The organism is Sporotomaculum syntrophicum (assembly GCF_009932395.1).
GTDB lineage: Bacteria > Bacillota > Desulfotomaculia > Desulfotomaculales > Desulfallaceae > Sporotomaculum > Sporotomaculum syntrophicum.
Genome location: NZ_LSRS01000003.1, coordinates 296,425 through 316,101, shown reverse-complemented (window position 1 = coordinate 316,101; position 19,677 = coordinate 296,425). Strand labels below are relative to the sequence as shown.

18 protein-coding genes are annotated in these 19,677 nt (G+C 45.2%); 6 read left to right on the top strand and 12 right to left on the bottom strand.

Annotated elements, in window-relative coordinates; translation table 11 throughout:
• Nucleotides 1-18: 18 nt before the first annotated feature.
• From SPSYN_RS06455 to nadA, 6 genes are all read right to left on the bottom strand, one after another.
• Nucleotides 19-447 (bottom strand): MarR family winged helix-turn-helix transcriptional regulator, encoded by a 429-nt coding sequence (locus SPSYN_RS06455; RefSeq protein ID WP_243152944.1) that lies wholly within the window; start codon nt 445-447, stop codon nt 19-21.
• Nucleotides 448-683: 236 nt separating this feature from the next.
• Nucleotides 684-1,730 (bottom strand): tetratricopeptide repeat protein, encoded by a 1,047-nt coding sequence (locus tag SPSYN_RS06450; protein ID WP_161821669.1) that lies wholly within the window; start codon nt 1,728-1,730, stop codon nt 684-686.
• 294 nt (nt 1,731-2,024) lie between these two features.
• The gene (locus tag SPSYN_RS06445) at nt 2,025-2,459 is read right to left on the bottom strand and encodes an MOSC domain-containing protein (protein ID WP_161821668.1); all 435 of its coding nucleotides are present in this window, start codon (nt 2,457-2,459) and stop codon (nt 2,025-2,027) included.
• A gap of 143 nt (nt 2,460-2,602) precedes the next feature.
• Nucleotides 2,603-3,760: a cysteine desulfurase NifS gene (gene nifS / locus SPSYN_RS06440; protein WP_161821667.1), complete on the bottom strand. Its 1,158-nt coding sequence runs from the start codon at nt 3,758-3,760 to the stop codon at nt 2,603-2,605.
• A 33-nt stretch (nt 3,761-3,793) separates the two neighbouring features.
• Nucleotides 3,794-4,243 carry an RrF2 family transcriptional regulator gene (locus SPSYN_RS06435; RefSeq protein WP_161821666.1) on the bottom strand — a complete coding sequence of 150 codons (450 nt, stop codon included), beginning with the start codon at nt 4,241-4,243 and terminating at the stop codon, nt 3,794-3,796.
• 26 nt (nt 4,244-4,269) lie between these two features.
• A complete protein-coding gene (nadA, locus tag SPSYN_RS16310) occupies nt 4,270-5,997 on the bottom strand; it encodes a quinolinate synthase NadA (protein ID WP_161821665.1) in 1,728 nt (575 codons plus the stop codon).
• A gap of 382 nt (nt 5,998-6,379) precedes the next feature.
• Here nadA and SPSYN_RS06425 point away from each other — a divergent pair, with 382 nt between their 5' ends.
• Both SPSYN_RS06425 and SPSYN_RS06420 read left to right on the top strand, forming a co-directional pair.
• Nucleotides 6,380-6,961, top strand: a complete 582-nt coding sequence (locus tag SPSYN_RS06425; RefSeq protein ID WP_161821664.1) for a hypothetical protein — start codon at nt 6,380-6,382, stop codon at nt 6,959-6,961.
• 243 nt (nt 6,962-7,204) lie between these two features.
• Nucleotides 7,205-7,399, top strand: a complete 195-nt coding sequence (locus tag SPSYN_RS06420; RefSeq protein ID WP_161821663.1) for a hypothetical protein — start codon at nt 7,205-7,207, stop codon at nt 7,397-7,399.
• 235 nt (nt 7,400-7,634) lie between these two features.
• On the opposite strand, the gene metA is transcribed toward SPSYN_RS06420, so the two are convergent.
• The 3 genes from metA to SPSYN_RS06405 form a co-directional block, all read right to left on the bottom strand.
• Entirely contained in the window at nt 7,635-8,552 is a 918-nt protein-coding gene (gene metA / locus SPSYN_RS06415) for a homoserine O-acetyltransferase MetA (RefSeq protein ID WP_161821662.1), read from the bottom strand.
• A gap of 63 nt (nt 8,553-8,615) precedes the next feature.
• Nucleotides 8,616-9,908 carry a homocysteine synthase gene (locus SPSYN_RS06410; RefSeq protein ID WP_161821661.1) on the bottom strand — a complete coding sequence of 431 codons (1,293 nt, stop codon included), beginning with the start codon at nt 9,906-9,908 and terminating at the stop codon, nt 8,616-8,618.
• Between the two features lie 439 nt (nt 9,909-10,347).
• Nucleotides 10,348-10,806, bottom strand: a complete 459-nt coding sequence (locus tag SPSYN_RS06405; protein WP_243152943.1) for a YqhR family membrane protein — start codon at nt 10,804-10,806, stop codon at nt 10,348-10,350.
• A 300-nt stretch (nt 10,807-11,106) separates the two neighbouring features.
• Between SPSYN_RS06405 and SPSYN_RS06400 the strand changes: the two genes are divergently transcribed.
• From SPSYN_RS06400 to SPSYN_RS06385, 4 genes are all read left to right on the top strand, one after another.
• Nucleotides 11,107-12,240 (top strand): DUF3798 domain-containing protein, encoded by a 1,134-nt coding sequence (locus SPSYN_RS06400; RefSeq protein WP_161821659.1) that lies wholly within the window; start codon nt 11,107-11,109, stop codon nt 12,238-12,240.
• A gap of 113 nt (nt 12,241-12,353) precedes the next feature.
• Nucleotides 12,354-13,925 (top strand): sugar ABC transporter ATP-binding protein, encoded by a 1,572-nt coding sequence (locus SPSYN_RS06395; RefSeq protein ID WP_161821658.1) that lies wholly within the window; start codon nt 12,354-12,356, stop codon nt 13,923-13,925.
• Nucleotide 13,926: 1 nt separating this feature from the next.
• Complete coding sequence (locus tag SPSYN_RS06390; RefSeq protein WP_161821657.1) at nt 13,927-14,958, top strand: ABC transporter permease subunit; 1,032 nt, start codon at nt 13,927-13,929, stop codon at nt 14,956-14,958.
• The gene (locus SPSYN_RS06385) at nt 14,955-16,034 is read left to right on the top strand and encodes an ABC transporter permease subunit (protein WP_243152942.1); all 1,080 of its coding nucleotides are present in this window, start codon (nt 14,955-14,957) and stop codon (nt 16,032-16,034) included. Before SPSYN_RS06390 ends, SPSYN_RS06385 begins: the two co-directional genes overlap by 4 nt.
• A gap of 112 nt (nt 16,035-16,146) precedes the next feature.
• On the opposite strand, the gene SPSYN_RS06380 is transcribed toward SPSYN_RS06385, so the two are convergent.
• The 3 genes from SPSYN_RS06380 to SPSYN_RS06370 are packed head-to-tail and all read right to left on the bottom strand — an operon-like array spanning nt 16,147 to nt 19,459.
• Entirely contained in the window at nt 16,147-18,021 is a 1,875-nt protein-coding gene (locus SPSYN_RS06380; protein WP_161821656.1) for a CotH kinase family protein, read from the bottom strand.
• A 14-nt stretch (nt 18,022-18,035) separates the two neighbouring features.
• Nucleotides 18,036-18,716 carry a DUF4956 domain-containing protein gene (locus SPSYN_RS06375; protein ID WP_161821655.1) on the bottom strand — a complete coding sequence of 227 codons (681 nt, stop codon included), beginning with the start codon at nt 18,714-18,716 and terminating at the stop codon, nt 18,036-18,038.
• A 35-nt stretch (nt 18,717-18,751) separates the two neighbouring features.
• Complete coding sequence (locus SPSYN_RS06370) at nt 18,752-19,459, bottom strand: polyphosphate polymerase domain-containing protein (protein ID WP_161821654.1); 708 nt, start codon at nt 19,457-19,459, stop codon at nt 18,752-18,754.
• Nucleotides 19,460-19,677: the final 218 nt, after the last annotated feature.

Genomic DNA, 19,677 nt, shown 5'->3' with positions numbered 1-19,677 from the left:
TGCACCCCTTTCCAGACACTATTTTTCAGCCCCGGTCAGAATTTTTTTCAATACCTGACACGCCGCTATTACTTCTTCTTCGGTTAGATGCTCAAACTGCCGCATTAATAATTGCAGCCTCCTGGCCTCGATATCGGACAGCAGCTTTTTCCCCTGCTCGGTTAATTTAAGCCATACGATACGCCGGTCCTGGTCGGAGCGTTCTCTTTTTATCCAGCCGTTTTTAAAAAGCCGGTCTATAATCGTGGTGGCAGCCGATGGGGAAATATCTAAGATATGAGCAATATCGGCTGCTTTACAATGCTCATGTGCTGCCATGAGCTTGAGTAAAAAAAATTGTGTTTGTGTTACCTGGCCATTAAAGAGCCCTTTCAGCCGGCAGGTATTAGCTTTAACCAGCTCTTGAAGCAGGGTATCGAATTCGCTAATGTTTTCCAGTCTAATCACGGTGTCAAGGGCTCCTTTAACAATCTTTAGAATAATTATAAACTACAATTATAGTTATGTCAATTAATAATTAGCAGGGTTAATCATTTTACAGGGCATAGAAGCGGTATGGCCCTAAAATATGTGTATTACATTGCTTGCTGAGGCTGCACTTGAAATATATAGAAATTACTGCGAGCTGCTGTTAACGCAGCAGCTCGCAGGCATAAGTTATGTACGCTTTTCTTGGAGCTTGTTTAATGATAATTGCCCTTAAACAATGCGGGGTACTGTTCGGCTAATTCCTGCAGCTCCGCTACAGTAGCTTCTGCATTGGCTTCACCCTGTTTATTAGCCAAAACTACCAGCCCATTAATGAATCTAATTAAAACCTCCTCATTACCGGGGTGCCGGTGCGATAATTCCCTTAGCTCCGCCACGGTAACCTCAGCCGCTTCCGCATCCTGCTTGCAGGCCAGATCAAACAAACCAAAGGCCAGGGCAACGATAATTTCAGCCGAACCGGGATGCAGGTCTGCTAATTTCCTTAGCTTGGCCACAGTAGCCGTAGCCCCTTTTTCATTTTGCTGATTGGCCAGATTGACCAGCCCTTTGGCTAATTCAACGACCAGCTCTGGAAGATGGGGGTGTCGGTCGGCTAAAATTCTGAGTTTAGCCACAGCATCTTTGGCTCCGGCCTCGTTTTGTTTACTGGCCAGATCGGCCAGCCCGTAGGCTAAGGTAACTACAAGCATCTGATTATCGGGGTGCTGATTGGCTAATTTCTTAAGCTTCTTCACAGCAGTCAGCGCCCCGGACTCGTCCTGTTTATTAGCCAGGTCGACCAGCCCGTAGGCCAATGAAACTGCAATCACCTCATTATTGGGGTGCTCATTAGCTAATTTTCTTAACTTTGACACAGTAGTTCTGGTACCGGCCTCATCTTGCCGGTTAGCCAAGTTAACCAGCCCTTGGGCAAGGGCGGCGACAACCTCCTCGTAATCGGAGTACCGGTCGGCCAGCTTACTTAGTTCCTCTATTGTTGCCATTGCGCCTGTTTCGTCCTGTACACAAGTTAAATTGAACAGTCCCTGGGCAAATCTAACGGTCACAGCCGTATATTCGGGGTGCTGCTCGGCTAATTTGCCAAGTTCCTCTACGGCAGCTTTAGTACCTGCTTCATCCTGTACACAAGTCATATTAAACAGCTGTTTGGCAAAGCCAACGATAGCCTCCGGGCTATCGGGTTGCTGATTGGCTAATTCCCTTAGCTCCGCTGCAGTGGTCATGTTATCATTAGACAATGCTTGTCCCTCCTTCAGGCAAATATAATTCCCTTAATTCTGACATAGTAACCTGTATACCTGCTTAATCCGTTATTTTTCTCAGCCGAAATGCACGGTAGTTTGCTATGTCGCTGTTCTATAAGGGAACGTCTCGTAAAAGGACGCAGCAGTAAGGTGTTGATAGCCTGGAAAGTACTATCACCACCTTACTGCACCATAGTGGTAGGCATTTAGTTTTTTTTCGCTGCGGCGTAGCGAAGTAAGCCGACATGAGATCAATTTTTTACAGATAGCGAGATGTTGCTTAACTTGTTAATGCACGACCCGCACCTGGTCGCCAACTTTAATATGGCCGCCGTTTAAAACCCTGATAAAAATACCCTCCTTCGGCATGACACAATCCCCGGCCTGGTAGTAAATAGCGCATTTAGTGTGACATTCCTTGCCAATCTGGGTAACCTCGCCCAGGGTATCATCCCCGATGGCTAATTTTGTGCCAATGGGCAGGTCAACCAGGTTAATACCTACAGTGGTAATATTTTCGGCAAAATCCCCGGGGTTAACGTCCAGCCCGATATCGCGCATTTTTTGCACGCTTTCCAGAGCCAGCAGGCTAACTTGACGGTGCCAGGGACCGGCATGCGCGTCCCCTTCCAAACCATGATCAGCCAACAGATTACAGTTACCGATATTTTTTTTACGCATACCTTTTCTGGGGCTGGTGCAAACCGCTACTACATAACCCATTCCTGTTCACCTTTCCTTTCTGTATGTGCGCATATCTAAGCGTTATTGTATACTAACCATACTTATCTCAACATTTAAGCTTGTTATAGATCAGTCGCAAAGAAAAGCAGCTCAAAGCCACTTTGCAAAAAACGTATGAAGCTTTAATGTCCCAGTGGTGACATGGCGCGCAATTTTTTTATGATGGTTGGCAACACCTCAAGCACTCGATCAACATCAGCATCGGTATTGTCCTTGCCCATCGTCAAGCGCAGGGAACCGTGTGCAGACTCCACGGGGATGCCCAGAGCCAATAAGACATGAGACGGATCTGTTGACCCGGAGGTGCAGGCAGAACCGCTGGAAGCCATGATCCCGTAGCTATCCAACATCAATAAAATAGACTCTCCTTCAACATAATCAAAACTTACACTAACACTGCCGGGCAAGCGCTCAGTAGGGTGGCCGTTTAAGCGAGTGTGAGGTATCTCCTTCAGCAGGCCTTTAATCAAACGCTGTCCTAACTCAGTTAACTTGGCCGCCCGGACGGGTAGGTTTTGACCGGCTAATTCAGCTGCCTTACCAAAGCCTACTATCCCAGGGACGTTGGTGGTGCCGGCACGTTTGCCGTTTTCCTGCCCTCCGCCATGCACAAAACCGGTGATGCCAACTTTTTTATTGGAATACAGGCAGCCTACCCCTTTTGGTCCATAGAGCTTATGGGCGGAAGCGGAGAGGAGGTCGACCCCCAATTCCCGTACATCAACCGGGATCTTGCCAACGGTTTGCACCGCATCGGTATGAAAAACTGCCCCCGCTTCGTGAGCAATAGCGGCAAGCTCGGCAATTGGTTCCAGTGTGCCCACCTCATTATTGGCATGCATGATCGAAACCAGTGCCGTATCGGGCCGCAGCGCCTTGCTCAGCGTAGCGGGTTCTACAACTCCCAGCGGGTTAACCGGCAATACGGTTATTTCGAAGCCCTGCCTGGCTAACCAATCGCAGCAATGCAGGACGGCATGATGCTCGATGGCCGACGTTATTATATGACGCCCTTTAGACCGGTTGGCCAGCATATAGGCAATGATGGCTTGATTGTCAGCTTCGGTGCCTCCGCTGGTGAAAATAATCTCCTCCGGAGAAGCCCCGATTAAGGCGGCCACCTGTTCACGGGCCAGCTCTACCGCCCGGGAGGCCTGTCGCCCCTGGGAGTGGACACTGGCGGCGTTACCGTATATTTCAGTAAAGTAAGGCACCATCGCCTCAAAGACCTGCTTATCTACCGGTGTGGTAGCGCTATGATCCATATATATAGATTTCATAAAATACCTCCCAATGTTTTTCGCTGCTAGGACCTATAATTTATATCTAAAAGCTTCCCTGGCTGCTGTTCTCGGCGTTTTCCCGGCCAGATCGGCCAGAGAATAGGCATCCAACACTTCAGCGATGGAATCTCTCATTTTTATCCATAAATCCCGGGTTACACAATGTTCGGAGCGTTCGCATGCTTCAGGACTGACTTCGCTAACGCATTCTACCGGAGCAATCGGTCCCTCCAGCGCCCGGATAATATCTCCGGCCGTAATGTCTTCGGCATTTTTGACGAGTATATAGCCGCCTTGAAAACCACGCACACTTTTCACCAGTCCCGCTCTTCTTAACGGCGCCATCAGCTGTTCCAGGTAGCGCTCGGGTATGTCTTGCCGCGAGGCAATGCTATGGATAGTAATAGGGCCTTCTTCAGTGCTCTGGGCCAATTCAATCATAGCCCGCAGTCCATATCTGCCTTTAGTCGATAATTTCACCTGTTACATCTCCAAACGTGTATATTTTAAGACGCATATTCAATCATTTTCTCCAGGGCCAGGGCGGCTTTCTCCCGGGTAGCCTCCGGAACCGTAATTTTAGTCTCCATCGTTTCCAGGGTGCTGAGGATTTTTTTCAAATTGATGCTCTTCATATTGGGGCAGACCAGGTCATCCTGAGCCAGCACCAGTTCTTTATCGGGGCTGAGCTGCTGTATCTTATGGAAGACACCGCATTCAGTGCCGATAATAAAGGTATTTTTATCGGATTTAACGGCGTAATCGATGATACCGGCGGTACTGCCCACGTAATCGGCCAGCGCCACTACCTCCGGGTCACATTCCGGGTGCACTAAAACCTCCGCCTCCGGGTGCTCGGCTTTGCGCTGCAGGATATCCGCTTTGGTAATGTGGGCGTGGGTCGGGCAGTGGGAGGGGAACAAATCCAGTTCCCGGTCCAGCTGGCCGGCCACAAAGGTACCCAGGTTGGTGTCCGGGATAAAGAAAATCCGGGCCTTGCGGGGCAGTTTGTTGATGATCTTCACCGCGTTGGAGGAGGTAACGCATATATCGGTAACCGCCTTGATGCCGGCCGGGGTATTTACGTAACTAACCACCAGGCCATCCGGGTGCTCCTGTTTGAATTGCAGCACATCGTCAACCTCGATGCTGTTGGCCATCGGGCAAGTGGCCCTCGGCTCCGGCGACAGCACCGTTTTATCGGGGCACAAGATCGCGGCCGATTCCGCCATGAAATCCACCCCCGCTACCAGGATGTTAGCGCAAGGGGAGTCCTTGGCGGCTACGGCCATAGCGTAAGAGTCCCCGACAAAATCGGCGATATCCTGCACTTCGGGGCGCTGGTAATAATGAGCGATAATATATACGTCCTTTTCTTTTTTCAGGCGTTTGATGTCTTCAGCCAACTGCCGGTTTTGCTGGACAATTGTGGTGCTTTCCCCGGAAGTTATGACCCTTCCGGGATGCGTGTAAATGCTCATGCGCCGGCCCCGTGCAAAACCAACCACCGTTATATTTAAGTCTTCGGCCAAATCCAGGGTTAAGCCGGTTGGCGCCGAGCGCGACAAAATAAGGGGGATTTGGGCGCGGGCCGCTTTGATGAGAATCTCGGAGGCAACACGCCCGCTCAAGAGCAGGCATTTATCGCCGGTGTTGATCCTCTGCAAAAAAGCGCTGCCGATAACTCGGTCTACGGCATTGTGCCGGCCAATATCTTCATACCTCGACATCAGATTTGCGCCATCGGCCAGTGCGGCGCTGTGCACTCCACCGGTAAGATGAAAAGTTTCCGACTTTTCCTCCAGCTTGTTGATGGCAGCCAACAAATCTTCAGCTTTAAATTGCACATCGGATTCAATTGGCTTCACCTGGCGGGCATCGTTGATAAAGTAAAAACCGGCCCGGCTCTTACCGCAACAGCTGGCTATATGACGGCGCAGAAAGCTTCCGGCCTGGGTAACCGGCCGGCCGGTTTCAATGTAGAGCAGGCCTTCTTCTTCCTGACAGGTTATGGACACAATATCGTCCGGGTCCTCGAGCAGCCCTTCACTGAGTAAAAAACCGACCCCTAGCTCTTCATAGGCACCTGGAGTGCAGATCATCGTGGCCAGCTCAACATGATTTAAATATAGTGTTACAGGCTTTTCTTCAACTACCGCATCCTTTATATCTTTAAGTGTACCGTTATCATAAACTGTGATTTCTCGCTGCTGATATACAGCCGGTTTAGACATTTTGCTACACTCCTTTTACCAAACGTAAATTAAAAGCTTAAAATAAATATACATAAAGTCGATAGGTTAAGTCAAGTATTTATTGTGTACTGAAGCATTTTTCAGGTGGACAAAGATTGTAGAAACCATAGACATACTATATGGAAAATTTTAAGCAACCTGAATATGAGTGATTCCTCTTTGCAGGTGAGCATCTTAGTGGGCGAATATAAACAAAATGTGATATTTCTGAAACAGTTTTGTGATATTTCTTAGTTATAGTGATGCATATAAACAACAATCTTTAGCAGGTAAGTTGCCTGTTTTTATTTACAAGGCAAACCCTACAAAATCCATAGAAATTATAAGATGTCTAATTGAAAAAACGGAGAGGGGTAAATAAATGAACTTTAAAGAAACTCAAACACATGAACATGAACATGGCCACCATCATGGATTTGTTAAAATATATTTTAAGGTTGGTGTGAATCTTATAAGATTTTTGAAACGATTCTTTACTTATCTTACAAACTCAATCACCTGGCTGCAGTTTTTTAAAGCTTTTATAATTATGGAGACTTTTTTCAGGATAGCACCAAGATTTCATTTACCAAGGATTGACTACCTAACTATTAACGGTACATTATTTTTAAAACTGGGAATAATTGCTTCGTTTATCGGAGCCATAATGTTTTACTCCGGTGCAGTATTTTGGAGTACCTTATATAAAACACTAGCCTCAACCAGTGAACGCCCTAATTCTCTTTTTTATATAAAGTTTGGCTCTGCTTTGTTCCTACTTTCTTCACTTTTGGTGATGCCTTTGGTTGGGGTGGTTAACCCCCAAATGCGTCGGGGTGTCGTAAAGAAGCCAGGTATTTTAGGGTTAGGGTTAAATGGATGGAAGACACCGCTTTCTAACCTAGTTGCACATCTTTTGTTTGCATTTTATATCGAAAGGAAGACGCAAATAATGTCCTGGTGAAAGCATAGCAAACGTTATGAAACCGTTAACCTTTTGTAACAAAAACGTGATAACTTTATTATATAATTACTCCAGACAAACCAAATCATCAAATAACAAGGAGGTTCATTGATAATGAGAAAAAATAAGATTTGGTTGCTGGCGTTAGTAGGTGTTTTGGTCTTGTCCCTGGCAGCCCCGGCAGCTTTTGGATCGATTAATGGCAACGACCAGAAAGTCTAGGATCAGCAGTTTGCAGACCAGATGTTTAAATGGCACCAGGCCTGGCTTGAGCAGGCTCAAAAGGCCGGCAGTGTAACTCCAGAACAGGCCAAAGCCTGGCAGGAGCATTTCAATTACATGCGTGATTTTCACGCCAATTACGGTTTTGGCCCGATGGGTTCCTGTATGAATAATTCAGGCATGATGGGTAACGGTATGATGCAAAGTGCAAAATAGCTCAAATGGCGATGATACACCTCTCCTTACATAAAAATCTTGAAAAATATCTGCCAACCCCTGTTTTAAAACAGGGGCTTTTTTCTCCTGATTAGTAATAGTTTGGTCTGCGGTTTTAGTATCATTAATGGCCAAACTTTTTATTACGTTTCGGGAGGCAAATGAGAAGCAGCGGCAGTAGGCATAGCAATTAAAAAAAGTACGCTCTATTGCGAGCGCACTTAGAGTTACTGAATTATTTTAATTCATCCAGGTCGTAGGGCGTCTCCTGGTAGACATGGTAGTTAAGCCAATTGGTAAACAGCAAATTAGCATGGCTGCGCCAGGTAACCAGGGGCGGCCGGCCGGGATCATTATTGGGGAAATAGTGTTTAGGCAGGGCGATAGCCAACCCTTTGGCCACATCCCGCTCGTATTCGTCCCTCAAGCTATTGTCGTCATACTCAGAATGGCCGGTAACAAAAATCAGGCGTCCATTTTTGGAAGCTACTATATAAACGCCGGCTTCCTCCGACTCGGAAAGTATTTCCAGGTCGGCTACCTTTTCGATATCCTCGCGCCTGACTTCGCTGTACCGCGAATGGGGTACGTGGAACACATCATCAAAGCCCCGTAGCAGGGGGACATTTTTTTTGTTTACCGTGTGGGGGAAAATACCAAATATTTTTTCCTGAAGCACATATTTGGGAACTCCATAATGGTAATAAAGTCCTGCCTGGGCCCCCACACAGATATGCAAGGTGGAAAATACGTGGGATTTAGACCATTGCATTATTTTCTGCAACTCTTCCCAGTAGCTGACTTCCTCGAACTCCAGCTGTTCCACAGGGGCACCCGTTATAATGAGACCATCAAATTTTTGCTCTTTAATATCCTCAAAAGTGTTATAAAAGTTATCCAAGTGTTGCTGTGAAGTATTTTTTGAAGTATGGCTTTCCATAAATAGAAAAATAATCTCCACCTGCAGGGGGGAATTGCTCAGTAAACGAAGCAACTGGGTTTCCGTAACGCTTTTTATGGGCATCAGGTTACAAATAACAATCCGCAGTGGCCGGATATCCTGGGTAAAAGCGCGCTTCTCACCCATTAAGAAAATATTCTCATTAGTTAGGATCTCAGCTGCCGGAAGATTGTCCGGAATTTTTATAGGCATTTATGGCCCCCCTTTCAAGTAATAACCTGTGTTTGTTAACATCAGCCGAGCGTTGCATGCCGATTAAACTTGTGCGGCCTTAGCGAGAGCCTGTTCAAGGTCGTAAATCAAATCGCCGGCATCCTCAATGCCTATAGATAATCTAATTTGATCCGGGGTTACACTGGCGGCAACCAACTCTTCTTCGGATAACTGTGAATGTGTGGTACTGGCAGGATGTATGACCAAAGACTTGGCATCGGCTACATTGGCCAGCAACGAGAATATTTCCAGGCTGTCGATAAATTTCTTGCCGGTCTCTATTCCACCCTTAATGCCGAAAGTGAAGATAGACCCGGCGCCTTTGGGCAAGTACTTCTGAGCCAAAGCATAGTATTTGTCACCTTCGAGGCTGGGGTAATTAACCCAGGCAACCCGGGGATGATCTTTTAAATATTGAGCAATGGTTTTAGCATTGGCCACATGTCTTTCTACGCGCAAAGATAAGGTTTCTAAGCCCTGGAGCAATAGGAAAGCATTAAATGGGCTAATCGCAGCTCCGGTATTTCTGAGTAATCCGACCCTAACTTTAACTACATAGGCTGCCGGCCCTACATCTGCGACATATCTAATCCCATGATAGCTGGGATCGGGTTCGGTTAGTCCAGGGAATTTTCCACTGCCGGCCCAATCAAATTTACCGGAGTCGACAATTAACCCCCCTAGCGATGTACCATGCCCACCAATGAATTTGGTTGCCGAGTGAACCACAATATCCGCCCCAAACTCTATGGGTTGAATCAAATAAGGTGTGCCGAAAGTGTTGTCAATTATTAGAGGAATACCGTTTTCATGGGCGATTTTAGCCACTGCTTCGATATCCACCAGGTTGATACCGGGATTGCCAATCGTTTCGATGTATAATGCCTTGGTTTTATCATTAATAGCCTTCCGGAAATTCTCAGGGTCGTCCGGGTCAACGAAGTGAACCTTTATCCCGAAATTGGGAAATGTAGCTGAGAACAAATTATAGGTACCGCCATACAAAGTACCGGCTGATACTATTTCATCGCCTGCAGATGCAATATTAAGGATTGCATATGTAACGGCAGCTGAGCCTGAAGCTACTGCCAGGGCTGCCACTCCGCCTTCCAGAGCGGCTACTCGCTGTTCAAGCACATCGGTGGTGGGGTTCATAATTCGGGTATAAATATTGCCGGTTTCTTTTAAGGCAAATAAATTGGCCGCATGTTCGGCATTGTTAAAAACATAAGACGTGGTTTGATAGATAGGTACTGCCCGTGAGCCCGTTGTGGGGTCGGCTGTCTGGCCTGCATGTACCTGCAAAGTATCAAATTTTAGCTTTCTCTTACTCATTTCAATCTCTCCCTGGCTTATTTCTTATTGTTACTTGGAATATATTTGATTAATTGACAACAAATTTATTAACCTTTAAGCAGAGCATACCCAATAATGTTTAACTGCTATAGCAATTCCCATAAATCCTATGATATTAGTATTATATTGCTTGATTAGTCTTTGTCAACTATAATTTGCAAATAACTAGCCTTAAAAGGAGCAAGTTTAGTTATCACAAAAAATGAATGTCTAAAGCCATTCTATTGAGCTGGAGGCGCTATTAAATTCCGGCACATGATTATTTCAAATCCAGTTAATATTGTGTCAAAAGTGTAAAAACACGTACTTATTGTACGTGTTAACTATGAATTAACTATGTAGCTCCTCTCTCCTTGTTTATTCAAATAATACAGTTAATTTAAACAAGTTAAAGCCTGACCCCATGCATCCTTGACAATTATATTTCTCTAAATACTTTGTTTTCCAACCGGTGTATTGTTTCAGCCAGAACCAGGCCATAAACGGAACCGGCGATAAAATCCGTTATAGCGGTGCCTGTATCAAGAGGTGCCAATTCGGGTATTTTAGCCAAAAAAGTTATTACATAGATAATAAACCAGGATATTACGCCAAATAACCAGCCTTTAAAAAGGTAATTTTCGTTTGAAAATAGTCCGGTGACTAAATAAGTAAACAATATGCCCAAAAAACCTACGAATATCAATTGAATTAATAGGGCAAAAACGGCTTCTATAGTATTAGTGGGTTGATGACCGAAAAGGATAATGGCTGGCCAATCCGAATGGTGTAAATCGGCTATTTTAAGTTTTAGGGAAATATAACTTATTATGTCCATGAGGATGCCGCCAACTAACCCTGCCAGGAACCCTCTGGTTAGTCTATCCGAAAACTCCAAACCTTTACACCCCATTCTTAGCATTTTATATTTGTTAGGTTACCCACAGCTGTAATAACCCATTCCACTTTCCTGGAGCAAAAAGCGTCGGATGAAGTTTTAAACCGATTCGTTCCTGCATTAGAACGTCTAGCCGGCAACGGAAGCCTAGTTGGACCTGGTGTTGCTGTTTTTCCATGTCTATATTACAAAGCTTATGATACTTAATTTTTAAATAAAAAATATTAATTGGACGGGTTAGAATGTTTTAATTATTATTGTATTCAGTAGTTAATTTAATAGGAAAGGAGCAAGTAACAAATGAAGAAAACAATTACAATTTTATTATGCTTTTTATTCGCAGCCGGTGTTTTATCGGGATGTGGCAGCACAGTAACTAATGATACCGTTACATACAAAATTGGTGTCGTTACACCAACATTATCCACCAGTGAAGATGAGTTCAGGACAGCTGCTATGATGGCTGAAAAGTACCCTGACATCGTTAAACACATCACTCTGCCGGAAAACTTCTCCACCGAAATCGAAACAGCCATAAGCCAGATTACTTCTTTGGCCGATGACCCGCAAATGAAAGCCATTATAGTTATTTCAGGACAATCAGGTTTACTGCCGGCTTTGCAGAAAGTGGAAGAAACAAAACCCGACATTATCACGATGACTGCTCCTATTTGGGACGACCCCGTGCTGATGTCAAAATATGTAGATGTTAATTTGGATACAGACATGATTGGCAGAGGCGAAACTATTGCTCGCAAGGCACATGAAATGGGCGCTCAAACAATAATTCACTATTCCTTCCCCACTCATCTGGCCAAAGAAATGATTTCGCAAAGAAAAAACATGATGGAAAAAACCGCCAATCAATTGGGTATGCAATGGGTTGAGGTAGTTACCCCCGACCCGCAAACCGGTGACGGAACAGGACCAATGCTGCAGTTCTTAAGGGAGGATATTCCCCGCCAAATCGCCAAATACGGTAAAGATACTAATATTTTTGGGACAAACTGCCCGATGTATGATGTGATTATTGATGAAGCGCTGAAAGAAAAATTTATGGTTGCTGAACAATGCTGTCCTACACCAACTCAAGCTTACCCCACCGTTATGGGATTGGAAATTTCCGAAGAAGATGCCTGGAACTGGGATAAGCTTAATCAAATGATTAGCGAAAAAGCAGCCGCCGCAGGTATGACCGGCAGACTTGGTGGTTGGCCCATGCCGGCTACTGTATTCGTACCTCAATATGCCATCGAACTGGCTAAACAAATGATTGAAGATCCAGGTTTTGATTTCCAGAGTCTGGATAGTTTAAACCAATTTGCCAAAGATACATTGGGCTACCCGGTAACCTTTAGTAAGCTTAAACCAACTGAAGATGGCCCTGCACTTGAGAATTATAATGTTGTGATTATGGATTCCATCCTCTACTAATTTATCATTTATAACCAATCTTCAGAACAAAAGGCTGTCTTGGTATAGGACAGCCTATCTTTTATTACCGGCACTGTTTAGAGCAAGACACCATTCGGAGTATAATTAATGTCATGGGTAATATCTTAGAAATTATTAACCTGAGCAAAAACTATTACGGGATCCCTGCTTTAAAAAATGTTAACTTAACGGTAAAAGCCGGTGAGATACATGGCCTTGTTGGCGCTAATGGCTCAGGTAAAAGTACTTTGATGAATATTTTGTTTGGCAACCGGATCATCCGTGAGACTGGAGGCTACCAGGGGCAAATATATCACCGGGGCCACCTGCTCCGGTTAAATAACTGTGCTGAGGCGATATCTCTGGGTATAGGCATGGTACACCAGGAATTTGCCTTAATTCCTGAGCTTACTATAACTGAAAATATTAAGCTGGGCCGTGAAATAACCAATAAACTTACCAATCGGTTGTTTGGCCATAAATATTCCTTTGTAGATAAAAAACTAAATGCTCAAAGTGCGGCGTTAATACTAAATAAGTTAGGTCTGGATATTGATGTCGGCCTAAAAGTGCGCAATCTCTCCACCAATATCAAGCAATTTGTTGAGATGGCCAGGGAAATAGGCCGCCAGGATTTGAATTTTTTATTATTAGACGAACCTACGGCGACCCTAAATAAAGATGACGCCCAGCTATTGCTTAACGTCTTACTGGCTATGTCGCGTGCCGGAGTAGCGATTTTATTCGTTTCCCACCGACTGGAAGAAATCAAGCAGATCTGTGACCGGGTAACCGTTTTCAGAGATGGAGAAGTGGTGTCCCGGTATAACCAGGGGGAGATATCCACCACCAACCTGGCCAGAGATATGATTGGCCATACGGTCACAAAAGCGGTTGCCCCCACCAGGACAGTCAGCAACAACCCGGCCATGATCTTTAAAAAGTTCTCGGTGGCAATGCCGGGTGAGGAAATAAGAGAGTTGGATTTGACGGTATATGAAGGTGAAATATTAGGCATTACCAGTCTTTCCGGGCATGGCAAACTGGCTTTGGGTTATGGTGTGATGGGCTTGTATCCTGCGGCCGGAGAGGTTATATATGGCAAGCAAAAGCTCCACCGGATGGACTCTAGAACCAACATTCTTAAAGGTATCTATGTACTGCCGGATGACCGGCAAGGACTGGGCATACTCCCTGAGCATTCCGTAGCAGATAATATTATTTTTACGGGCAACCAGGTAAAAAATCTCTTTTCTTTGCGCCTGCCCCGGCCTTTTACCGGTTTCCTTGATCAGCAAAAGGCTCATAGGTATGTAACGCAGTTGGTACATGATTTCGAAATAAAATGTACGGCAATAACGCAAAAAATCAAGGAATTAAGCGGCGGAAACCAGCAAAAAGTTTGCATTGCCAGGGCTCTGACCGTCAATCCCAAATTGTTGTTTGTGGCAGAACCAACCAGGGGGATTGATATCTCAGCCAAAGAAAAAATCCTCCAGATGCTGATTGAAACAAACCGCAGCCAACAAACTACCATTGTGATGGCTTCAAGTGAACTGGATGAATTAAAACGTATTTGTGATCGGATAGCCGTTTTGGTCGAGGGAAGGCTTTTTAAAATATTATCTCCCGATGCCTCAGACGTCGAGTTTGGCTTAGCACTGGCAGGTGAAGAGAACATATAAAATGGAAGTTTACAGAATCAAGCCGCCCCAGGTAATTATTTTAATCTTTCTATGTGTTTTAGTGGGACTAGCCTATATGTTACATTTGGATTTAGTTGATTTATTTAACGAATCCTTGATTAAGCTGATGATGAACGGGGTACTCGTGCTTGCCTTAATACCCATGATTAATGCAGGTGCAGGTATTAATTTTGGTCTGCCCGTGGGTATTATCGGAGGTTTACTCGGTTTATGTATCACCGTGAACTTCAGGCTTACCGGTTTTGCGGGCTTTTTCACTTCGTTATTGTTGAGTGTGGTTTTTTGCTGTATGCTCGGTTGGCTTTACGGGATGCTCTTAAACAAGGTTAAGGGCAGAGAGGAAATTGCCGGTACTTTCATCGGTTTGTCAATGATCCCCCTGATGAACTGTTTTTGGACTCTGGTGCCATTTCAAAACAGGCAGATGCTCTATCCCATTGGTGGTCAGGGCTTGCGGCCTAAAATATCTTTGGAGCCCTACTTTAATAATATTTTGGACAATATGGCTCTGGCGAAAATAGGCGCTGTAGAAATACCCCTGGGATTTATAGCTTTTTTCAGCCTGATATGTTTATTATTAGCCCTTTTTCACCGAACTAAGGTAGGCCGGGCAACCATTGCCACTGGGGAAAACGAAGAATTTTCCAGGCTGTCAGGAATTGATATAGCTAAAATTAGACTTATTGCCATAATCCTCTCTACAGTTCTGGCCGGAATCGGCATTTGTGTATATTCGCAAAGTTATGGTTTCATTCAGCTTTATGATGAACCGTTAGCGATGTATTTTCCGGCTATCTCAGCGATATTAATAGGAGGCAGTACCGGCCGGAGAGCCTTCATCTTTGAGGCGGTGCTGGGAACCTATCTATTGCAAACCATTTACTTGCTTAGTGTTCCTATCGCTAATGAAATATTGGTCCCTGAGATAACTGAAATCTTAAGGTCCCTGATCACCTACAGCATTATTTTATACGCCTTGTTGCATAGATCTGGACGGAGGCTCAGCCATTGAACAAAAGAGAGCAGGCAGACAAGCTTTTTCATAGCGAGCGCTTGGTACCCATTATATTCTTGCTGCTTTCGTACCTGGCCTGGCAATTTTCCGGACTATCCGGCGCGTTCGTACTCAACCAGGTTATCACCCGATTTATCAGGGACGGCATCTTAGTCCTGTCGTTAATTATTCCGATAGCGGCGGGTATGGGGCTTAATTTTGCCGTTACCGTAGGGGCTATGTGTGCACAAGCAGCACTATTATTTGTCATCAATTATCAGGTAAATGGAATCGCTGGCATATTGCTGGTAGCTCTCCTTTGTATAACTTTTTCCACGTTGGCAGGCCTGGTTATTGGACATATTTTGAATATGGTCAAAGGGAAAGAAATGATAGTCACGATTATCATTGGAACGTTGGCCAATAGCTTGTATCAACTGGTTTTCTTAGTAGGCTTCGGAACTATTATCCCCATTGGCAATGAAGAAATTATTCTCTCACGGGGTATCGGGGTAAGAAATGCCGTTGATTTAGATATGTATCGCAATACTATTGATAAACTCTGGCTGTGCAAACTTGGGAACATTGAAATTCCATTATTTATGATTCTGGTGGTGCTGTTGTTTGCATGCTTAATTTACTATCTGTTAAATACAAGATTTGGCCAGAAAGTCAAAGCGGTGGGTAACTCCAATGAAAAAGCAGAGGTTTCCGGCATCAATGTAAATATGGTCAGGATTATGGCGATGGTTTTATCCACTGTACTGGCAGCTCTTGGCCAATTGTTTTTCTTGCAAAATATTGGTATGTTTGATGTCTATACTGCCCACATGAATGCCGACCTGATATCCTGCGCTGCTCTTTTGGCAGGCGGAGCAAGTATTAAAGATGCCAAAATAAGGCATGCGATTATAGGTATTTTTCTATTCCATACTCTGTTTATTGTTTCTCCTCAGGCTGGACAGAATTTATTCCACAACGCTGCCCTGGGAGAATACTTCCGAAGCTTTGTGGCTTATGGCACTATTGCTTTTGCTTTAATTATCAATATTAAGAATGAACACAAGCAGCAAGTTCCAAGTAATAGTATATAAAGCGGGACATATAATGGTTAAGATTTGTAATAAGTCATACCTACCGGAAGGTATAGCGTGGCCTCCCCATTGGCTTCCTGGTAATACAGGCCGGGAGGCTCTACGTTTACTATCAAGCTTTATAATATCTTCTGCGCTTGAACAACAGGGCAATGGTTATCCCTACTGTAATAAGTACCCCTGATACTGCCAGTAGCCTGGTTAACGCATTTTTGTCAACGGGTGATTGTTGTTGCCTGCCCATACCCATTGGGCGATTACCATCATCACCTTCAGGCGGGCCCATCCCGCCAAACATTATTTGCTCCCGGCTGCGAGCCATCATTTCGAGCATATCATTAGGAATGCCCAGTTTTTCGGCTTTATTACGCAGCTCACCGGTGAGCTCACCTGCCTGCCTGATTTCCTGCCCAAGCGCCTCAATGGCCTCCCTGCCCACACCTCGCGGCGGTAGCGCCATCCCTCCGGGCGGCCGCTCTCCGCCTTCCCGCTCCCTCATATCAACATTCCCACCGGGACGCTGTTGACCAGGTGGCCCTGTGGCATTATTACCGGGCATATCGCCCATAGGCATGCCTCTGCCCATGCCCATTCCGTTGCCGTTATTGGTGGAGTGTAATTCCCCGGCGAGCTGCTTTTGTATTGCATCGGATACGTCGGCAGCAAGCTTTAGGATGCCGGGGGCATTGTTGCCGAAACCCCATTTCCTGTTCACCGGGAAGCCATTACGGGCGGGATCTTCATTTTCTTTCTCCTGCCGGCCCTCTATTACTCTTACCGTTTCTTTATCTTCCACAGGACTGCCGGTGTCAGTGCCGGAAATGCTTTGCTCAAACTGTTCGTAGCTGAAAAAGGCTGTGGGATCAGTCCTGACATATTTGGAAATCAGTATGTACAGCCGGTCGGTTTCCGCCTCCAAGTAGCCGCCGCTTAAATACTTGGTGGTGATTTGTTCCAGATAACCATGATAGGCTTGTAGATACTTTTCGTTTGCTAATAGTTTGGCTACTAGAGGCCTGTCGGCAAGCGCCCCCTGGGTCGGTTCGTCGATATATAGCCTGGAAGTATCACTACCGAAGCCGAACCCACCAAAGGACATGTTTAAGTCCCACGGGATTATTGTAAATACGCCGTTTTGCTCATAAAGGTAGTAATTGTGGCCGAAATTGCCCAGATAACTGTCGAAGTTAACCAGGGCCGTGTTGACGGCAATATATTTTAGTGCCGCTTCAACGTCGAGGTATTTTTCAATGTCACCGCCGTTATTCAACACCTCAAGCATTTTGATCAGTTTAGACCAATCGGCATTCTTTAGTGTACTCTTCACTTCCAGGCCTGAATAGTCTGAGGGGTTGTCGCCGTTATATTTAAGGGTATTACCCATGGATTTATACAGGTCCCCGGAAATGTCCCCGAAATTCCTTTCCAGAAATGGCTCCAATATGCTCTCCACCGCAAGATAAAGCCCAAAATAATCACCGTTTACAGATACAGCAGCATAGGAGAAAGCCGGAACGGCTACCCCCATTTCCTCAAAAATCTGGTAGGAGAGATATTCCCGCATATAAGAGGGATCAGAAAAGCAGTTGTTTAGGTTTAGCTGGGTCAGCCCTGCCATAGTCTGGTTTTCGACTATGTCATTGAAATTTATCTTAAAGCTGTAACGGTTGCTGTCGCTGCCGGCAACCGACATGAGGCTGGAATTGCCCTTGGGTCTTATTTGCACCGACGAGTAGACATCGCCGTTTATAACAACTGTAGCCGTGACAAATTCCTCTGCAGTGGAGTTGGCCATCATATGATTCCAATCAGCTTCATCGATTTGAATGTTTACTTGCATGACTTTGTCTCTTTGAAAATACTTGGTTACATATTCATCTCCGTAGACCTTAACGGTACCGGTGCCAAACACTGTAAAGGCCCCAATAAACAGGGCTGCAAAAACTACCAGCACCAGGGATAGTAATATCAGCTTGGTGTTTGTCATAACCATCCGCTCCTTTAGGATGCGTATTCTCCGTTAAAGCTTACCAGAGCGGAGTTTGTAATACCCGGTATGGCTGACAGCTCATTAATAAACTTTGTCTCCCCGTTTTTCAATCGTATCTCATATACCAGCTCAATACCTTTTCCCGCGGTAACGGTTTTAGACTTTACGCGGTATTTGGAGAAGACCTTTTTCATGAGGTTCACGGCACTGCCTTCAGCGTTCTCGTCCGCGCAGTTAATGATCACGATGTAGGGTGTTTCAATAACATTCCGGCTGACAAAGGCGATAAGTATGATGCCGATAATTACCGAGCCCAGTGCGGCCAGGGGTATTAGGCCGGCGCCAATCACTATACCTGCGACTATGGACCAAAACAGAAAGACTAAATCCATCGGATCCTTAATAGGGGTGCGGAAGCGAACGATGGATAGTGCGCCTACCATGCCCAGGGCGATGATTACATTTGAGGTAATGGCCAGAATAACTAAAGTAGTCAGCATGGTCAGCAGCACAAGCGAGATATTGAATGCCCGTGAATACATTACACCGCCAAAAGTCTTCTTGTAGATGAGGTATATGAACATGCCCACCAGGAAAGCGGCTGTTATGGCCAGAGCCGCGTCGGTGAAGGAAAAACCGGATACCTTTTTCAGAAAGTTAGTGTTAAAAATGTCGTTAAAGTTGAATTCCATATTAACCCACTCCTTTTAATGCCTAGCTTCGGTGTTTACATAATGCCTCGGATGGACGTATTATACAGACGGCAGGCCGCGTATTTGGAAAACGCAGTTGAGGTACACTTGTTCAGCTGCACAATGTCCTGGATAAACTCGGGCAAAAAACCGTCATACTTGACCTCAAGTATGCATAAGCCGGAATCCAGTGCTGTTGCGTTTGGCAGGACGGCATCAAAGAGGTCGGTGGAACTTATGGACGTTCTGATATCACTGTCCATAGTTATTCGTACATTGCCGGCCGTGTAATGGTAGGCTTCCCGCATATAGTCGACTATTGTTTTGGGTTCCAGCCTTTCCGTCCTCAGCTTAAGGTAAAACTCTCGCAGTAATGGCTGATCCGACTTTTTCAGGAAAGTGATACTGCCGTCAAGGATATCCTGTACCTCACTTTTGGTTAAACTTGCGCCAAGTTTGGCGGTTTTGCTGTAGTGTTTGACTTTTTTTTCTAACCGAATGAAGCCGTGATTATGATTGTAGAAGCGAATGCGGAATTTTTCCTTTATCGGCAGCCCTTCCATCTTTTCAAAGAGAGCCTTGTCCTCCGGAGTATCGAAATACAAACTGCGGATATGGTATCTGCCATCGAGCCCGGCGTTTTTATCGTTGCGTAGCATGCAAGACAGCCTGCTTCTGATCACCAGTGCATCCGCCATAGAAACGATGTGTTTTAATTCATTACGATATTTTAAGCCGGTCATCAATAATCACCCCACTTTTTTTGCAAAACAATCCATACCCGAAAGGATTGACGATAGCCAATGGCAACCCTTTCTTACCATTTTTATTTTAGTCCGGGGGAAAGCTGCAAATCACCGAAAACAGGTGGTAAAAATGACGCAAAAATGCCGCAAAAAAAGAGAACAGGCAGCCCGGTAACTGCTCTGTTCCTTTTAATAGAGATTTTTTTGTTCCTGCT

Bases quoted from the DNA above. Each gene is read 5' to 3' on its own strand.
- SPSYN_RS06425 (WP_161821664.1), top strand. From the start codon at position 6,380: ATGAACTTTAAAGAAACTCAAACACATGAACATGAACATGGCCACCAT.
- SPSYN_RS06390 (WP_161821657.1), top strand. From the start codon at position 13,927: ATGGAAGTTTACAGAATCAAGCCGCCCCAGGTAATTATTTTAATCTTT.
- SPSYN_RS06395 (WP_161821658.1), top strand. From the start codon at position 12,354: ATGGGTAATATCTTAGAAATTATTAACCTGAGCAAAAACTATTACGGG.
- nadA (WP_161821665.1), bottom strand. From the start codon at position 5,997: ATGTCTAAACCGGCTGTATATCAGCAGCGAGAAATCACAGTTTATGAT.
- SPSYN_RS06370 (WP_161821654.1), bottom strand. From the start codon at position 19,459: ATGACCGGCTTAAAATATCGTAATGAATTAAAACACATCGTTTCTATG.
- SPSYN_RS06445 (WP_161821668.1), bottom strand. From the start codon at position 2,459: ATGGGTTATGTAGTAGCGGTTTGCACCAGCCCCAGAAAAGGTATGCGT.
- SPSYN_RS06410 (WP_161821661.1), bottom strand. From the start codon at position 9,908: ATGAGTAAGAGAAAGCTAAAATTTGATACTTTGCAGGTACATGCAGGC.
- SPSYN_RS06420 (WP_161821663.1), top strand. From the start codon at position 7,205: ATGTTTAAATGGCACCAGGCCTGGCTTGAGCAGGCTCAAAAGGCCGGC.
- metA (WP_161821662.1), bottom strand. From the start codon at position 8,552: ATGCCTATAAAAATTCCGGACAATCTTCCGGCAGCTGAGATCCTAACT.
- SPSYN_RS06400 (WP_161821659.1), top strand. From the start codon at position 11,107: ATGAAGAAAACAATTACAATTTTATTATGCTTTTTATTCGCAGCCGGT.
- nifS (WP_161821667.1), bottom strand. From the start codon at position 3,760: ATGAAATCTATATATATGGATCATAGCGCTACCACACCGGTAGATAAG.
- SPSYN_RS06380 (WP_161821656.1), bottom strand. From the start codon at position 18,021: ATGACAAACACCAAGCTGATATTACTATCCCTGGTGCTGGTAGTTTTT.
- SPSYN_RS06375 (WP_161821655.1), bottom strand. From the start codon at position 18,716: ATGGAATTCAACTTTAACGACATTTTTAACACTAACTTTCTGAAAAAG.